The organism is Novipirellula artificiosorum (assembly GCF_007860135.1).
Lineage (GTDB): Bacteria > Planctomycetota > Planctomycetia > Pirellulales > Pirellulaceae > Novipirellula_A > Novipirellula_A artificiosorum.
Map to the genome: position 1 here is coordinate 1 of NZ_SJPV01000025.1, position 17709 is coordinate 17709.

11 protein-coding genes are annotated in these 17709 nt (G+C 54.4%); 7 read left to right on the forward strand and 4 right to left on the reverse strand.

Annotated features, from left to right (window positions below; all coding sequences use genetic code 11):
- Positions 1 to 389 precede the first annotated feature (389 nt).
- From Poly41_RS31940 to Poly41_RS31950, 3 genes are all read right to left on the reverse strand, one after another.
- Positions 390 to 899, reverse strand: a complete 510-nt coding sequence (locus Poly41_RS31940) for a hypothetical protein (RefSeq protein ID WP_146531437.1) — start codon at positions 897 to 899, stop codon at positions 390 to 392.
- Positions 900 to 1180: 281 nt separating this feature from the next.
- The gene (locus Poly41_RS31945) at positions 1181 to 1933 is read right to left on the reverse strand and encodes a DsbA family protein (RefSeq protein WP_146531438.1); all 753 of its coding nucleotides are present in this window, start codon (positions 1931 to 1933) and stop codon (positions 1181 to 1183) included.
- 451 nt (positions 1934 to 2384) lie between these two features.
- A complete protein-coding gene (locus Poly41_RS31950; protein WP_146531439.1) occupies positions 2385 to 3575 on the reverse strand; it encodes a DmpA family aminopeptidase in 1191 nt (396 codons plus the stop codon).
- Between the two features lie 484 nt (positions 3576 to 4059).
- Between Poly41_RS31950 and Poly41_RS31955 the strand changes: the two genes are divergently transcribed.
- From Poly41_RS31955 to Poly41_RS31975, 5 genes are all read left to right on the forward strand, one after another.
- Positions 4060 to 5601: an amidase gene (locus tag Poly41_RS31955; RefSeq protein ID WP_146531440.1), complete on the forward strand. Its 1542-nt coding sequence runs from the start codon at positions 4060 to 4062 to the stop codon at positions 5599 to 5601.
- A 75-nt stretch (positions 5602 to 5676) separates the two neighbouring features.
- Entirely contained in the window at positions 5677 to 6405 is a 729-nt protein-coding gene (locus Poly41_RS31960) for a hypothetical protein (RefSeq protein ID WP_146531441.1), read from the forward strand.
- A 308-nt stretch (positions 6406 to 6713) separates the two neighbouring features.
- A complete protein-coding gene (locus Poly41_RS31965) occupies positions 6714 to 7283 on the forward strand; it encodes an ECF-type sigma factor (RefSeq protein ID WP_197231923.1) in 570 nt (189 codons plus the stop codon).
- Positions 7284 to 7360: 77 nt separating this feature from the next.
- The gene (locus tag Poly41_RS31970; RefSeq protein ID WP_146531442.1) at positions 7361 to 10318 is read left to right on the forward strand and encodes a serine/threonine protein kinase; all 2958 of its coding nucleotides are present in this window, start codon (positions 7361 to 7363) and stop codon (positions 10316 to 10318) included.
- Positions 10319 to 10593: 275 nt separating this feature from the next.
- A complete protein-coding gene (locus Poly41_RS31975; RefSeq protein ID WP_146531443.1) occupies positions 10594 to 10911 on the forward strand; it encodes a hypothetical protein in 318 nt (105 codons plus the stop codon).
- A gap of 39 nt (positions 10912 to 10950) precedes the next feature.
- Here Poly41_RS31975 and Poly41_RS31980 read toward each other — a convergent pair whose 3' ends face one another.
- Positions 10951 to 11214 (reverse strand): hypothetical protein, encoded by a 264-nt coding sequence (locus Poly41_RS31980; protein ID WP_197231924.1) that lies wholly within the window; start codon positions 11212 to 11214, stop codon positions 10951 to 10953.
- A gap of 1072 nt (positions 11215 to 12286) precedes the next feature.
- On the opposite strand from Poly41_RS31980, the gene Poly41_RS31985 reads away from it, so the two are divergent.
- Together Poly41_RS31985 and Poly41_RS31990 are read left to right on the forward strand one after the other, a co-directional pair.
- Complete coding sequence (locus Poly41_RS31985; protein ID WP_146531445.1) at positions 12287 to 12868, forward strand: ECF-type sigma factor; 582 nt, start codon at positions 12287 to 12289, stop codon at positions 12866 to 12868.
- Positions 12869 to 13120: 252 nt separating this feature from the next.
- Positions 13121 to 17248, forward strand: a complete 4128-nt coding sequence (locus Poly41_RS31990) for a protein kinase domain-containing protein (RefSeq protein WP_146531446.1) — start codon at positions 13121 to 13123, stop codon at positions 17246 to 17248.
- The last annotated feature ends 461 nt before the right edge of the window (positions 17249 to 17709 follow it).

Here is a 17709-nt window from a genome sequence, read left to right on the forward strand (position 1 = left end):
AGCGAGAGGCATCCAACCAATGATCGCTATCCTGAGCTATCTGACGTCATAACTTATTCTGACCGCCCTGGCTTGGCGTTTAACGCACTTTCTGAACCCCGCGACGATTCCCCTCGAAACCAGGCCCACAGTCGCCTCAGCAGGCGTTTTTCGCGGCCTAATCAAGCGGTTGGCCGTGTTCTGCTTTCCACTTGCGGATAATCGCCAGGCATCGCAACGGATCGACAAACGGAAACGCATTCTGGAAACCGTTCAGTACTCAGACTTGCTACCGCGGTCACGCACGATTTGGACGATCCGCACTACCACATAAGCAAGGACTCTCGTATGCGAAGGCGACCAGCTGTTGAGTGAGCTTTACGAGATAGCGGCATCCAATTGACGCAAGCTCAGTCGCCAATCTTCGAACACTTGACGGTCTTCTGTTTCCCATCCTCCGCATCCGTATATTTCACAAGCATGGTCCTGGCATCCTGCTTTTGATAGACAAAGTCGCTAACGGTTTTTTTGCCATCCATGTCATAGACTGTGTTGGTCCACACCAAATCCTCTCCCGCAACTCGCATCGTTGCTTGACCATTGCCACCGGCAGAGTTGGCGCCCCACATTTTGATCGTCCTGTCTGAAGGATCCCAATGAATCATGCTGAGTCCTTCCCAAGGTCCAATTTCCAAGTCCAGACGAATGACTTGTTTTTGCGCGACCCATTGGTATTTTGCTCTAGTCTTCTGAACCTGACCATCTGGTGCTGTCATCTCGGCCGACCACTCTCCGATCACCCACCCAAGGTGCTTGTTCAATTCATCATGGTTGTTCGGTTGGTTTTGGGCCAGGCTGATTTCGCCCGTCGCAAGAATGAAAGTGGCCACAACGACGAAATGAGTAACGGATGCTCTCATGATTCGGTTCCTTGACAATGCGTTAGTAGAAGCGGATTGAATCAATCATAACGCTTCCATGGAGGCAAGCAATCGTTTGTGCAAAAACATGTGGCTTTGCGATGGCGTAAAGCTTTCGCCGCACATTTGGTAAGAACAGCTTTGAACGGTCGCTTAATCGATCCATTCATCGTTGTGCATACGCGAGAATCGGTGGCCACGGAATCGCATGAATTGCCGCCGATGTCGAGCGGCGCTCCGCCCTTGGTAGGCACCTTGTCACCGAAATCGCGAGAGCCAACTCAATCGATTTCGACGCAGACAAGCTGATCGAGCATCGCAACGATTTCAGTGTTAAGCGTTACGGTGGTCATCCTAACGATGTTGTCGTCCCGTTCCTCGTGCATCGCTTGAAAGACATCGCGGCATGTGCCTCGCGCCACATCCATTCCGTTGTCCTCTTCATGGAACATAAACGCGATCGCTTGCTGCTCTTCGCGGAGTCCGTGTCGTCGCGATCGTGACAGGATCAACGTCCAAAGTGATTGTCCCGCTCGTAGTCGTCGATCGTAACCTCTAGACCGCATGGCGGTAAGCAACCGGCATGCGTTGACCGCAAAATGGCCCTCCACCAACTCAGCCGGCAGACCGTAGAACTCGTTCAGCATTTCATCCCAGCTCTGAAGGAACTCTCCCTCTACCGGCCTGCCTTGTTCGTAGTAGTCGGCGAGTGTTCCAATTTCCAGCCATGGGAACTCTTTTCGCAGGGCCGACGGCATCGCGTTGTCGCCGAGCCACCGATTCAACACGATTGCTAATTGATAAGTATCATCAACGTCAAAGGAGAAAAGAAAACTGTTGTCCCAAAAGAAACGTGCTGAGGGTAATGACACGCGATCGTCAGGAACGAGAAGACAGGATCGATGATGACCGGTAAACTTCAGGTGCTGGTTCCAAGTCCCAACAAACTCCGAGGCGATCGAAAGCTGTAAGTGGGGAGAAACGCCGTATAGGACGTCTTTCAAAACACTTGGTGGTTCGTAGCGGTCACTCATTGCGTTTCGGTAGTTATTTGTCTTTGTTCATTAGAGATGTTCCATCCCTGGTGAAAAACTCATCGAGGTGCGTGGCTATCCGTCCGTTTTTCAGGAGTTTGCAGAAACACATGTCCTGTGGGATGAACAAACATGGACCTGAAAGTCACAGCACTCAACCTTGAGACGGTGTTGCCATCCACATTGTAAGTAACCTTTCTGCTCGACTCTGCAGGAGCGGAATGAACCTCTCTCACTCCAAAATGAGCCGGATACCATCCCGCCTCGAGCACGGCTGCTTACAAACATTTCGCATCACGACTGCAAGGGTTTTCAATCTCTGATTGAGACTCCAGTTTACCCGAAAACGTCCGTTGAGGCGATGAAGTACTGTCAGAAGTCGTGTTGTTGGATCAATGAAATAGGACCGCGGTTGAGGCCAGCGACCAGCAACGCATCAATCGTGCAACCGCTAGTCAGTGCTGCTCGTTAGCCGACCGTATTTCTTCAATACATCTTTCATTTCGTCGTGCGGCAATGCAACAACCTGCGTGTCATTTATGCCGGTCATTGTTTTGGCTGCAACGATCGCGTTGATGATCGCTTCCTCTGTCGCCTGGACGGTTGCTTCAAACAACGGATCGATACGTTCATTTGGAAGCATCTTGACGTTGGCTATCCCCTTGTCGCGAGCAGCCTCCGTGTTCGCTGTCGAGAATGCGACAAAGATATCACCCGACCCGTTCCCAGACGTGGACCCCGTGCGAGCAAGCCCCATTGTGGCGCGTCGCGCAACGCGTTTGAGTTGATGTGGCAGCAAGGGCGCATCTGTTGCAATGACGATTATGATTGATCCCACATCGTCACCCTTGCCCCAAAGCTGCTTGGACAACCCAGGTTTTTCCGCCAGTTCACGCCCTACTGGAACTCCAGCGACCAACAGTTGCTTCTTGCCACCATGATTTGCTTGTACCAGCACACCCACTGTAAAGCCGCCCTCGTCATCCTCGGTCTTCCTCGACGCCGTACCAGTCCCGCCCTTGAATCCGTAGCAAATCATTCCTGTCCCGCCACCAACATTTCCCTCCTCAACCACGCCTGACTTTGCCGACTCGAGAGCCTGAATTGCGTGCTGGGGCCCCACGTGGAATCCATTAATGTCGTTCAACACGCCATCATAGGTTTCGGCAACGATTGGCAACGACCACCACCCGCCCGCATCGGGTTCACCTTGTTTTACCCGCCAAGCAATCACTGCTTCGTGGACTGTGCCAACACTGTGAGTGTTTGTAATCATCACTGGCCCTCGAAGGAATCCACGCTCCTCAATCGATGTCGTCCCCGTCATTTCCCCAAAGCCATTTTGCGAAAACCAGGCAGCGAAGACCGGAACACTGACCGATTTCTTTCCACGTGGGAGGATCGCGGTGACGCCTGTTCGGACCGGACCTTTTCCCACCTCCAGCGAACCATTTCCTGAAATGATGGTCGAGTACCCAACTTCGACGCCCGTGACATCGGTAATTGCGTTGAGTTCACCAGGCGTGCCATCGAATGGGACGCCCAAATCGCGAGCACGGATTCTTCCTGGATCAGCGATTGAACTTGGCCCGGTAAGAATACCGACGAGACCTAACGCGATAAGAGTCGTGGCGAGTCTCATTGTAGCTCTATCCTCATCTTGATTTGAATTACTCGATGTGTCAGGGTCGCGTTCGAAACCCCAGGATCGTCTGGGAATTCGACTCGAACGTATCCTATCCGATGCCGAAATCGGTTGGCCGGTGGTCACTTCCGATTGTCTACCCTGCCGGTAGGCAAGGCTAGCGAACTCAATCGAGAACATCATGGACCGCTAGAACGATTGATCAACTGAGTCGCAAATATGAAGTCGTTTTCGTAACGGCATCCGGCAACATTCACCCCGCTACCATTTTCGATTCGTTGATTTCCGGTGCCGACGCCTCGACCTACCTTTGCGATGATCAAGCATTCGGGCGAGTACTTGTTCGAGTTGATCATGCGTCGCCACGAGTTGTCGTGCGTACCACTATTCGGAGAGCTATGCGGGGACCTTTGGATGAATCGCGGGTACAATCAAATCCCATGGTTGTAAAGTTAGATCGATTAGCAATCGGGGAATTCAGATGGTGTTTTCACGCTCGTCACGGTTTGATCGCCGCTACGCTCTGAAGAGTGGCGGCTGCTTCATCGCGTCAATGCTTGGTTCGTCCGTGGCATCGGCTGACGAGACTCGAGCGCCCGTGTTCACAGATTATGACAAGTACGACGGTGTTGGCCTGTCCAATTTAGTGCGTCAAGGGTTGGTTTCACCGATCGAGTTACTTGAATCCGCTATTAGCCGCGCTGAGGCAGTCAATGCGAAGATCAATGCGATTGTGACGCCGCTCTACGATCTAGCTCGAAAGCAAGCTCGCACAGACTTGCCTACCGGAACGTTCCAGGGCGTACCGTTTCTCGTCAAGGACCTCGGCTACTGGATGAAGGGTATCGAATGCACGGAGGGTTCCAGCCTGTATCGCGGCAATCGCCCTACCGAAGACGATACGGTCGTGAAGCGACTTAAAGCGGCTGGCCTTGTGATCATGGGGCGAACCCATAGTTGCGAGTTTGGCGGTTCAGCCTCGTCAGAATCCGCGATCTTTGGCGTAACACGGAATCCGTGGGATCTTGATCGCATTGCTGGAGGGTCATCGGGTGGTTCCGCGGCAGCAGTGGCAGCCGGAATTGTCCCAATGGCAAGTGGCTCTGATGGTGGTGGCTCCATTCGCATACCAGCCTCTTGCTGTGGCCTGTTTGGGATGAAGGTGACTCGTGGACGAGTGCCGCTCGGACCGAGGGTCTATGAATTGCTTCAAGGACTGGCGACGCTGGGCGTTATCACAAGATCCGTGCGCGATAGCGCCGCAATGTTGGACACAATCGGTGGTCCCGCTAAGGGCGACGCTTATGCGCATCCTCCTCAGAAAAGAAACTACCTTGAGGAACTTGCGATTGAACCTGGTCAACTTCGCGTCGGGCTCGTCACGCGTTCCCCGTCTGGCAGCCCGGTTGATCCGAGTTGCGTGCGGGCGGCCGAGGAAGCGGGGCGATTGTGCGAGCGACTCGGGCACCGTGTCGACGATGTGACGGAATCCTTCGTCAACGAATTTGCGCCAGAGAAACTGATTGTCATGTGGACGACGAGTGCGAGACTGGCAGTTGAACATAGGCTCGCACAGCTTGGTCGCAAGCTCAAGGACGAGGATTTGGAGTACATCACGCGAGTCAATTATGAACAAGCAGGGAATGCCAAAGCGATCGACTTAGAACGTGAACGGTTGATACTTCATGAAATGTCGCGTCGGATGGCGCGGTTTCAACGCAATTACGACATGTTACTGATGCCAACGCTTGGTCAACTGCCGCTAGAGCCAGGACGCTTGTCACAGTCTCGCAACGATTTCGAGGGCTACATTGAGGACCTGTTGACCTTTACTCCGTTTTGCGTCATTGCCAATCAAACCGGCCAGCCAGCGATGTCCGTTCCGTTGCATTGGACGGCTGAGAACCTCCCCGTTGGCGTACAATTCTTCGGCCGTTTCGGCGATGAAGCGACTCTATTCAGACTCGCCTCACAACTTGAACAGGCACAGCCATGGAAGGACCGTCGACCCTTGTTGCGATAACACCGGAAAAACGGACTGCACAACATCCAAAACCACAATTGCCATCGTCCAACAGATCTAGGACAAAATCCGACAATGATCAAACCAACTTTTGTTTTTCTAGCACCACTCGGCTGCCTGTTGATGCTGATCTTCAGGTCCTTAACTCCGTTTCGGATGATGTCGATGATTGGTGAGATGATGCAGCCCGACTCGCGATTTTCCGACGTTACATCCATGGCTCCCGTTGGTGCGTTTGGCGCGGTGATGTTTGGCCTGGGAATGATGTCCTTGACGCTTCTTATGCGAAAGCCGAGTCACATTGCGAGAATCCTACTTGTCTATGCGGCATTGCTGATGATTGCAGGAGCCGCGTCAAACCTCTTCGGTGATTGGCTGATGATGTCTGCTTTCCGCGACTTGGCAATGGCCGATCACATTGACGCCGACGCGTTTCTCGATTCTTTTCGCTGGGCCAAGACTTCGATGTTGGTTGGCTATGCACTCCTACTGGCGGCCACTGCCGCTATTGCCGCAGGTGCGACGAGGATGGAAACCAAAGCTCGCATGGCGCGAACTTCGATCGTGATCGGCTCGATCAGTCTCCTCTTGCTGTTGCTGATGGTGCTCTGGAGTCAGATATCGATACTTCCGTTCTCGGAGGTCCTTGGCGGAGACAGCGTGAATCCGAGTTCCTTGGCAGGTAGCATGAACGGTGTCTTGCGTTCTGATTTCCTTTCCCAGGGATCGATGTTTGGCTTCGCTGTAGCGACGTTGATTGTGGCGGTCTCTCGTCGAAAGGGCCAAACCAAAGATGGGGGCTGACATCTCTCGACTGCGGTCGATTGGACAAAACGACGCGGGTCCCGCGTTCAGCTCTGTGCGTTCGCTGCCCATGACCAATGGGCGTTTGTTCGCTCCGCCTCGGTCGGTTCACCGATGCGACTTGCCCAGCTCCTTCCAGATAGCAAGCGATGCATCCGCTGTCTCGATGAAATCTAGCTATCTGCTGGCAGTGCGCTTCATCTCCGCGAAACAGTCGCCACATCATCGCCGCCAAATGGCCGGTGCCGCACGCCGCCTGTCTTCATCAGGGCTGATGGAATCTGCTCTCCAGCGGTGTTATCCTGGTAATGATGCCCGACGTAACCCAGATTCTCTCCCAGATCAAACAGGGTGATCCTGGTGCAGCCGAACAGTTGCTGCCCTTGGTCTATGAGGAGCTGCGCAAATTGGCGGCTGCGAAACTGACACGGGAAGAGCCCGGGCAAACCCTCCAGGCAACCGCTCTGGTCCACGAAGCCTACTTGCGGTTAGTTGATGTTGAAAGATTCCAGAACTGGAACAGTCGAGGACACTTCTTTGGGGCCGCCGCCGAAGCGATGCGGAGAATCCTGGTAGAGAACGCCCGCAGGCGCCAACGCTTACGACATGGCGGGGGACGGACACGAGTCGACTTGAACTTGGCCGCACCGTCCTCGAAGGAACCAGACGGCGAACTCCTCGCATTGAACGACGGGCTGGATCGTCTGGCCTCTGAGGAACCAGTGGCTGCTGAGGTCGTGAAGCTTCGCTACTTTGGGGGCATGACCACGCACCAAGCGGCCGAGGTATTGGGAATTTCCCCGCGAACCGCAAATCGGCATTGGGCATTTGCCAAGGCATGGCTGTTTAAAGACATGCGTGCCGAAGAAAACTCCTGAAATCTGGGAAAGCATGGCACATTTCTCGTCGCCACGTCGCACTGTTCGTAAACGAGCGTATCCACCAGGAGTTAGCCATGAATGACCGACAGCAGAAGATTCGAGAATTGTTCGACGAAGCCATCGAGATCGAATCTCATAGTGAACGCCACCAATTCGTCGACCAAGCGTGTCACGGAGATCAGGAACTTCAGCGCGAAGTCTACACGCTGTTAAACGCCCACGCGGGGGCGGGCAGTTTCCTCGACTCGCCCCCAAAGGAGATTCAGCCTACCGTCGCCGCGGCCGGCGCGCAGGAAGAACCCGGAACTCAAATCGGTCCTTACAAGCTGCTACAGAAGTTGGGAGAGGGCGGTTTTGGCGTCGTCTACATGGCCCAGCAAACCACTCCGATTCGGCGAAAGGTCGCATTGAAGATCATCAAGCAGGGGATGGATACCCAGCAGGTGATCGCGAGATTTGAAGCCGAACGGCAAGCCCTCGCGATGATGGAGCATCCGAACATTGCCAAGGTCTTGGATGCGGGCGCAACAGAGGCTGGGCGACCCTACTTCGTTATGGAGCTGGTACGAGGAGACCCCATCACCCATTACTGTGACAGAGAACGATTGGACACGGAGGCACGGTTGCGATTGTTCAGGGACGTTTGCCATGCCGTCCAGCACGCACACCAGAAAGGGATCATTCATCGAGACATTAAGCCGTCCAACGTCATGGTGACGCTCCATGACGGGAAACCCGTTCCGAAGGTCATCGACTTTGGCATTGCCAAAGCGACACAGCAGGACCTCACCGAAAAGACGCTGTTCACGGAATATGGCCAGTTCATCGGCACCCCCGCTTACATGAGCCCGGAACAGGCGGAAATGTCGGGTTTGGGCGTCGACACACGAAGCGACATCTACTCGCTGGGAGTGCTGCTTTACGAATTGCTGACGGGGACCACTCCATTCGAAGCAGCCCAATTTCGGCGGGCAGCGATTGATGAGATCATCCGAATGATCCGTCAGGATGAGCCCCCACGACCGTCGTTACGTCTCAGCACGTTGGCGGCAATGCAGCGTTCGCAGGGAAAACCACATGCGGAGGAAGCAGCTGAAGTTGCCGTTAAGACCTCCTCCATTGAGGATATCGCACGCAGCCGTCATGCTGACCCTTTCTCGCTTGCCAAAAGTCTGAGCGGCGATCTTGATTGGATCGTGATGAAAACTCTGGAAAAGGACCGGTCACGACGATATGGAACGGCGATTGAACTTGCCAGTGATGTGCAACGCCATCTGCAAGACGAGCCCGTACTGGCAAGTCCGCCGAGCACCACATACCGCGTCCGCAAGTACGTTCGCCGGAATCGAGGATTCGTCATCGCAATCAGCGCAGTTGCGGCATCGCTGATTGTTGGATTCGCGACAATGGGCATCGGATTCGCTCAAGCACGACAAGGACAGGCTGAAGCACGACGAGGACAGGCTGAAGCGCAACGAGACCGAGACCGTGCGCAACACGATCGAGACCGCGCGGTGCAGGCGGAAAAGGATGCTATCCAGGCGAAGGACAACGCTATTAAAGCGGAGAAGGAACTGCGTGAAGCCGAGTTGAGCTTCACCAAGGAGTTCTTCTTTTCCAACTTGTGGCGAGGAGATTTTCAGACCGCCGAAGAGATGCTGGCTCGGGCGCAAGACTTTGGCGCGACGGAGACTTGGGTACACAACGGCTCCGCAATGCTCGCCCAATTTCAAGGTGATGCGGCAACAGCGCGTAAAGAACTCGACCTGGTACTGAGATCATCTCCCAACAACACGCTCGCATTCGCTTTGCTAAGCATGGTCGACTACTGGGATGGCGACGAGATCGCATGGATGGAGGCTGTGGAAGATCTGCACGAGCAAAACCTAGATGAACGGACCTACGACGAGAAACTAATCGTTGCTTACACGATGGGGCTCGGCTACCCCAAAGAGGCAATTGAAATATTGACCGACTTGGAGACTGACCATCGAAACTATCCGGTCGTTCGTCTCCTGCGAGCCATGGCCCTTCGCTATCGTGCATTGTTTTGCGATGATTTGGGCGAGTCGCAGGAACTTCTACAAGCCGCCTTGGAAGATTTGAATTACGTGGAAGGGTCTCTGCGCCACAGTCCGTTAGCTTTCCAGGCGCTCATCACGATTAATCTGCAGGCCCGCGATGTCTGGAGAAAACTGGCGGTTTCTGACGCCGATAGAGCAGGGGAACTAAACGATGAGGCAAAGAGTTTTGAGCAAACAGCGATTCAATATGCAGATGAAGCCGTTGTTCAATTTCCTCGAAGTTTCGAGGCGATGTGGGCGTGCCTTATTGCCTTTCAGGAGACTGGCGAGAAGGGGCGCCTCGCTGATTTGATCGCCAAGGCGGATCTGCCACACAATCATCCATTTTGGAACCAAACTTGCGCCCTCTACTGGCTGGGTCTTGGTCGGGTAGACGAGGCAAACCAGACGATGGAGAAGATGCAGGACCATCCCCTTGCAGCGGTGGCAAGGTTCCACGAACACTGGATTCAAATATGCGATGCGCAAGCGAGCGATGCAACGTTTCGAGACGGACTGAAACAGGAAGTCTTGCGATACGCGGAAAACAAGATCGCCTCAGGAAAAGGGGGGTACTTGTTCCTCGATTTGTCGACATTGTTAATGCTTGGCGAGCGAGAAAAGGTAAGGGAACTTGCAAGCCGAGCAACGGACGAGCTTAAGGATGTCCTGACGGTGGGTTTCCAACCAGGTTACGACATCCTCATTGAGTTAGATTTTGATCCCGCGAAATTGCGAGACCGATGGCCGAGTTACGATTGGACCGAAGGCCCGGGACTCCTACTTGGCTACTTAGACTTCTACGCGGCGTGCGATGCAATCGGACAAGGCAACCCGGAGGCGGCGAGGGAGTCCTTTCAATCGTGTATTGAACATGGCTGGTTCTTCACGTCCTGGCACTGGGCGTCTCGCGCCTACCTGTCGCGTCTGGATGATGGGTGGCCCCAATGGATTGGCTCCCCAGAATAATCCAATTTGGGGCAACGACGCTTCCCGATCCCTGATAGGGAGGCCGAGTTCGAATGTCACGAAGCGACTTGTCGGTGCGATCGTTGAGAACACCGATTGCCGAATCGACTGAAAGCGATTCCAGTTCCCGGTTAAGGGCCAAGACTACCCGAGACTGAGTAGTTACATCGCACCGAGACGAGCAGAGCAGAGCTGTAAAACCGTATTGCCAAGAACGACGACAAAGATCAACTCCATTGGTTGTTACAACTTGATTAGCGAGAGGCATCCAACCAATGATCGCTATCCTGAGCTATCTGACGTCACAACTTGTTTTGGCTGCTCAGACTTGTCGCCTAACGCGTTTTCTGAACCCGGTGAGATTCACCGCAATCGCGTCAGCGAGCGTTTTTCGCGGCCTAGTCAAGCCGTTGGTTGTATTCGGCTTTCCACTCGCGGATAACGGCCAGGAATCGCAATGGATCGACAAACGGAAACGCAGTTTGGAAATCGTTCAGTACTCAGACTTGCTACCGCAGTCACGCACGATTTGGACGATCCGCCACTACCATCATGAGCAAGGACTCTCGTATGCGAAGGCGACCAGCTGTTGAGTAAGCTTTACGAGATAGCGGCATCCAATTGACGCAAGCTCAGTCGCCAATCTTCGTACACTTAACGGTCTTCTGTTTCCCATCCTCCGCATCCGTATATTTCACAAGCATGGTCCTGGCATCCTGCTTTTGATAGACAAAGTCGCTAACAGTTTTTTTGCCATCCATGTCATAGACTGTGTTGGTCCACACCAAATCCTCTCCCACAACTCGCATCGTTGCTTGACCATTGCCACCGGCACAGCAAGCATTGACTTGATCCGGCCTACATCGGTCATGAATCATCCGGGCTAAGGTACCCACAGCTCAATCAGTTCCTCGTCCAGTCAACCTTCGCTTTTGTCTTCGTCGGTCAAGGCCCAGTATTGGTCGACGGCCTATGCGTCGATCGAGGCACGACCTTGGATTACGCTGTAAGTCGGGTGGGGTGAACATGTTTGCCGCCACATGCCTGGCTGAGGTAGTCGCCCTCATCAGCATCTTCAAGAATTGCCAAGTCGATACAGGTCGAACACCGGAGCCGTTCGCCAGGACACTGTCCACTGTGGATGGTCCGAGGCCACGGGAGTGTGATTCGACGGAAGTGGAGGCACCGCGTTGGCACGTAACTGAGGGGCTCGGCATCCGCTTGGCGACGCCGCGGTGCGCTCAAGGCTGCAGGGAATGCATTGTCGATGGCGAAGGTCGAATCAACGAGAGCGAGGATTGGTGACGACTGGCATCAGCCGGGGACCTGTAAGGTCAAGGATCCGACGACATGGCTGACTGAGGCTTCCGGAGTGCAAACTGCTGACGGTAAAGCTTCGATCGCCTTCCGCAATTTCGGTGTCGAGAAGGAGGCAGTTGACGCGGAGGCGAAATCGGTTCGAAGATCGAATCGGACGAACCCGAGAGGGTAATCCGTCCATTTGGATTGAATTTCTAATGGAAACCCGAATGTCCTCTGAAGCGAGCTTAGTCAACGAATGATGTGCAAATCTCAACCTAGTCTTTTCGCGCCAAAACAAAACGTTTGTCAGGCACAGGATGACCTACTGACGTGCTTGCCGTCCACTGCGCCGAAGCAAATCGACGATCGCTGTTCGTGAGTTTGGCAACACGCGCGATCCATGCAATGTTTTGGCGTTACGCTGATCACGATGTCGGCCAGAGGATAAAAGAGAAGGCTCTCGGCCATATTCCGAAATCTATATCTTTGGCACTCGCGTCTTGAACGCAGATCGGTAAAAGCGTTGATCTGGCGGAATCCCCCCGTTTTAGAAAGAATAACCCCCTCCTTAGAGTGTGTCTTGGTAGAATTCGAGGGCTCAAGTGACGTCTCTTTCAACACTTTGCTGCGAGAGTATTGAGCATTTTACCTGCTGGCGACCCAACGATGAACGACGAAGAGACGGTGCTGACCCACAAGCCGCTTGGAGAAATTGCGGCAACCAAGGACCTGTTGCCAATTGTTTACACGGAATTACGGCGGATGGCGTCGGGCAAGTTGCGTCGTGAAGGCGGCAATCACTCGCTGCAGACCACCGGCTTGGTACACGAAGCCTACGTTCGCTTGGTCAATGAGAATTCTCAGTCTCTCTGGCAATCTCGCGCACACTTTTTCGGTGCTGCCGCCGAAGCGATGCGAAGGATCCTGGTTGACGAAGCGCGCCGTATCAAGTCGCTCAAACGCGGTGGAGATCGCATTCGTGTTTCAGGGCTCTCACGGATTTCTAGCAAGGTAACAGCTGACGACGAACGGATCCTCGAAGTCCAAGCGGCCCTCGATCAACTTGAAAAGGAATCGCCCCGGCGAGCGCAGGTCGTCAAAATGCGTTTCTTCGCGTCGATGACCAACGAGGAAATCGCCAACACACTCGGAGTCTCTGTGCCAACCGTCAAACGGGATTGGGCAGCATCAAGAGTCTGGATTTACCGTCATCTGCAACCGGACGCGGATAGAAAAAAAGAGGGTTAGCGAGCGTTCTTACCTCCCGCCTCTGCGGTCCTTGAACGTCCCTTCGTTGAATGCTGCACAACAAGATCCCCCGGATTGATCGATTTTGTGATCCCATTCGAGCCTCGTTTTCGCATGACAAGTGTGCGGTCACCTGTCGGGTAGCCGGGCTCGCCAGAGTTCGAGACAGAGATCAGGTGACATCTGCTTCGACGATTGAGTATGGCTCCGGCTTACCAATAAAATTACTGATGATGCTTTGAGGTTTGGAAAATGTCGTCCACGAATGATGTTTTAGCGGAAACCTTGCTGGTCAACGCAATTGAGATCGCCTGCCCCGCCGAACGGACGTTATACCTTGAAGCACATTGCGGCCATGACCGCGAACTGCTGCGGCAGGTCGAGTCGATGGTGGCCGACTACTTCGCGGCGGAGAGTCTGCTGCAACCTCCGGTCGGGATTGAGCGAAGCTCGGAGGTCGGTTGGGCCGTCGCCACGTCCCAACTGCCGGTAATCCAGATCGGCAACTACATGCTTCGCGAGCCGATCGGCGAAGGCGGGATGGGTGTGGTCTATGTCGCTGACCAGGTCGTGCCGATCCGGCGCCGTGTGGCGTTGAAAGTCATCAAGCCGGGCTTGGACAGCAAACAGGTTGTTGCCCGGTTCGAAAGCGAGCGACAAGCCCTGGGATTGATGGACCACCCCAACATCGCACGAGTGTTCGACGGGGGAAGGACGGAGGATGGAAGGCCCTACTTCGTGATGGAATTGGTCAAAGGGGTTCCGATCAACGATTTCTGCGAATCTCGCGACCTGGAGCTTCCCGCGAAACTTGATCTTTTCATCGATGTCTGCAGCGCCGTCGAACACGCACATAAAAAGGGAATCATCCATCGCGATCTCAAACCCAGCAATCTGCTGGTCACGATGCTCGACGACAAGCCGGTGGCCAAAGTCATCGACTTTGGAATCGCCAAGGCGACCACGCAGCCGTTGACCGACGGCACGGTTTACACCGGCTTTGCCCAGTTGATCGGAACCCCCGCCTACATGAGTCCCGAGCAGGTGGAGATGAACAATCTGGACGTCGACACTCGCAGCGACATCTACTCGCTCGGCGTCGTCCTGTACGAGTTGCTGACCGGATCGCTGCCGTTTGATCGCCAGACGCTCAAGGAAGCCAGCTTCGACGAATTGCGGCAGTTGATTCAAGAAAGTGTACCTCCGCGACCTAGTCAGCGGATCAGCACCCTAGCGGCCAAAGCGGAATCGACGTTTCATGATCGCCGTCGCGTCGATCCGCGGAAACTGGCCGATTCGCTCAAACGCGAAGTCGACTGGATCGTTCTCAAAGCGTTAGAAAAGGATCGCAAACGTCGATACCAATCGGCAAGCGACTTCGCCCATGACATTCGCCGATACTTAAACGATGAACCGGTCAAAGCACATCCACCGTCAATGGGATATCAGCTTGGCAAGTACGTCAAGAAACATCGAGCCTCGCTGACAGCCGCAAGCTTGATTTTTCTGACGGCCATCGCGGGCGCGGCGGCGAGCATCGGTTACGCAATCAACGCATTTGAGCGTGCAGCGGAAGCAAAGATCGCAGCGGCTGACGCTCAGCGCGAAGCCACTCGTGCTAACAAGATGACATCCGAGGCAAGCGTGGCGACACAACGAGCGAAATTCAATGCACAACAAGCCGATGAGGCGCGGCAACGCGAGGCACTTGAGCGTAACCGCGCGGAACAAGCACTGTATCGCGCCGACATGCGATTGGCAGCGTCGGAGATCCGCGAAGGTTTCCACTCTGACGCACGTGAGACATTGCTGAATCACGCACCCATCTATGGTTCCGCCAAGACCGGATCATGGGAATGGAGCTATCTGCTGGGCGAATCCAGCCAGAGTTCGATAACCTGGAGGGTGTCACAGGCTCACGTAGCCGGCGTCGATTGGAGTCCCGATGGCAAGCAAATCGCGACCGTTAGCTATGATGGTTCATGCCGAGTATTCAATGCCGCCACGGGCCAGCAGGATCAAGCATGGCATCTCGGGAAAACAATATTGAAATGTGTCGCTTGGGCTCCGGACGGACAAAGTCTGGCCTGGGGGAGTGCAGCTGACGAAGGTCTCGTCCGAATTTGGGACAAAGCCACCGATAAGGTGACGCAGTTCCAGCCCTCGAAGGAATCGGTCTGGTCAATTTGTTGGAACCAATCTGGAACTGAGATTATGACGGGTTCGATTCAAGCGAAAGAGCTTGAAAACAGATCCGAGAATTTCAACGTGTTTGAACGACACGATGATGATTGGACACGGATTCACAGTACATCGACCACGAATCACATTCATCACGCCGCATGGAATCATGAAGGATCGAAGATCGCGGTCGTCATGAATGACTCGCTTGAAATATTGTCCCCAACCGGACTGGAACGACTGTTTCGGATCGATGAACCAAAAAGGATTACCAAGGGAGCGTGGTCGAATGATTCACAGCGACTTGCATACACATGCGAGAATGGTGAGTGCGTCATCTTCGACGCCGAGCGGAATCAGGAGACCAAGCGATTTTCGGCACATTCAGGGATTTTCAACCGGGTCGCTTGGAGTCTGGATGGTAGTTACCTTGCCACGGCGGGTAACGATGGCGACGTCAAAATCTGGACCACGAATACGTGGAGTTTGGTCAAACGCATTCAGGCCCACGTTGGGATGGTAAATGCGATTTCGTGGAGGCCCGATTCACAAGAGTTGGTGTCTGTTGGCAGTGATGGATTCGCAAACGTCTGGACACTGAACGATCCACAGGACCGGCATGCATGGGACATCCCAGATCTTTTGACAGAGGCGTCGTTCGCTTGGAACGAAGCGGGGCATTTACGTGTCATTCGAGGTCCCCGCCAGCTCGCCGATGTGGATCCGCGAACGGGGCGTGTGGTGGCAACTCTGGCTCCTCCTGTCGGAAATGATTTGTTTTTGTTGGACGAGAATTGGGCCGTGGATAGGTCCTCTCGTCGCTTGCTCTCGTTGTTGAATCCTGCGTTGGGGTACGATCTCTTAATGGATGGCGGCCAAGTGATCGCCCTTTCACCTGACAACAAACGTGTGGCTCTTCGGCCCTCATGGAATTCGACTCCTGCGCTGTTTTCATTGAATGGATCACGGCACGTGCTTTGCTCCGACGATCCTATCAGGTCTGTTCAGCAGATCGCGTGGTCTCCCTCCGGCGAATCGATCGCGATGGCCGGGAACGGCAACGTGTCGGATGATGGCACAATTGGATACGCGGGCTGGCTCCACGTCTTCGATACGGACGGCTCAGGACATCGACGAGCCCGCGTTGGCCGTCATCGCGTGACCGCGACTGCGACGTGTTGGTCGCCGGATTCTCAGTGGATTGCGGCTGCATCCAAAGATGGTACTTGTTGCGTTTTCGCCACTCGTGACCTCCGTACACGCTGGACTCGGAAATCACATCGGGGATCGGTGCGCTCACTTGACTGGCATCCCGATGGAAATCGCGTCGCTTCGGCAGGTGAAGATCTGAGCGTCAAAATTTGGGATCCAACCACCGGTGCTGTCTTACTCTCGCTGCCCACTGAAAAGGGTATCGATCGCGTGAAGTTCTCGCCCGATGGAAGCATGCTGGCCGCCATGCAGGACGACGGACCTCTGCTCGTTTGGGATGCTCGGCATGGGCAGCAGATTGCCAAGTCAGACCACACCCGAGCGAGACTACAAGCACGAGTCAACCTGGCTTACTCTGATGCGATTGATCAGCAGGACTGGTCGACAGCACGCTTGATGCTGCATCGCGTGCTGAAATTTCCGGACGACGCTGTCACAGCCAATTTCTATCAGGCGGCGTTACTTGCCGTGCACGCGAAAGATCCTGCATCGTTTGCAGAGTGCTGTCGACGTGCTATCGATGACTCGCCAGCTGCAGGGATGGTCGTTGATCAGTATTCCGCTGCTTGGACGTGCGCGTTAGGTCCACATGGCCTCGACGACTATTCGCCAGCAATTTCGCTGGCGAGATCCGCGGCGGCGAGTGATCCCGCGAAACAGTCGTATTTCTGCGGTTTAGGGGCGATTTTGATGAGAGCTGGCGAGTACACGGAGGCAAAGCAGCAACTGGAAAAAGTCGCGGAATTGGAAACCGATTTCAGTACTTCTGAGTCATACGCCTATTACTTTCTGGCGATGACCGAATACAAACTCGGCAATTCAGCCGCGGCCGAGCAGCAGTTGCGGCAAGCGAACGCCGCAGCCGAGACGGAACTGGCCGGATTCATCGCGTGGCACCGTGGTTTGACAATCGAACTGCTGCGGAACGAGGCAACCGCGTTAATCGCCCCGCAAAGTGGTGACACCTTGGATGACACTCGCGATTGAGCGGATGACGGCGAAGTTTCGCCACAGATCGAGCTCGATTCGATAACGAGTGGGCGCAGACTCGGTTGGAAGCAGCTTCGTTGTTTTCAGAAACGTCATTCACGGCTTCACCTTCCAGAACGAGATTGTTGTCACGTGTCGAAGTCATGTTCCGGGCGAACTCCTTAGCGTAGAGACTCACTCGCTGGCGCTTGGAATTTCTGTTGTTTTTGCCTGGAAATAGCCTCTTGAGGATTTTTTGGCGGTTTCCTTGATCCCTTAAGCCGGTGGATTACGCATGAATAGGTACCCTGGGGGCTGCGCATCCCCCCGCAATGCGGTTGATCAAGCTAGGCGGACAGGCCATCAGGCCACTCTCCGAAGCGTGGGCGAAATGTCCTGTTCCCGAGTGGATCGCGATCATTGGTTGTTTGCGGAGATGTTGAGTTGGAAAAGCGGTAACAAAGTGTGGAGAAGCTTCC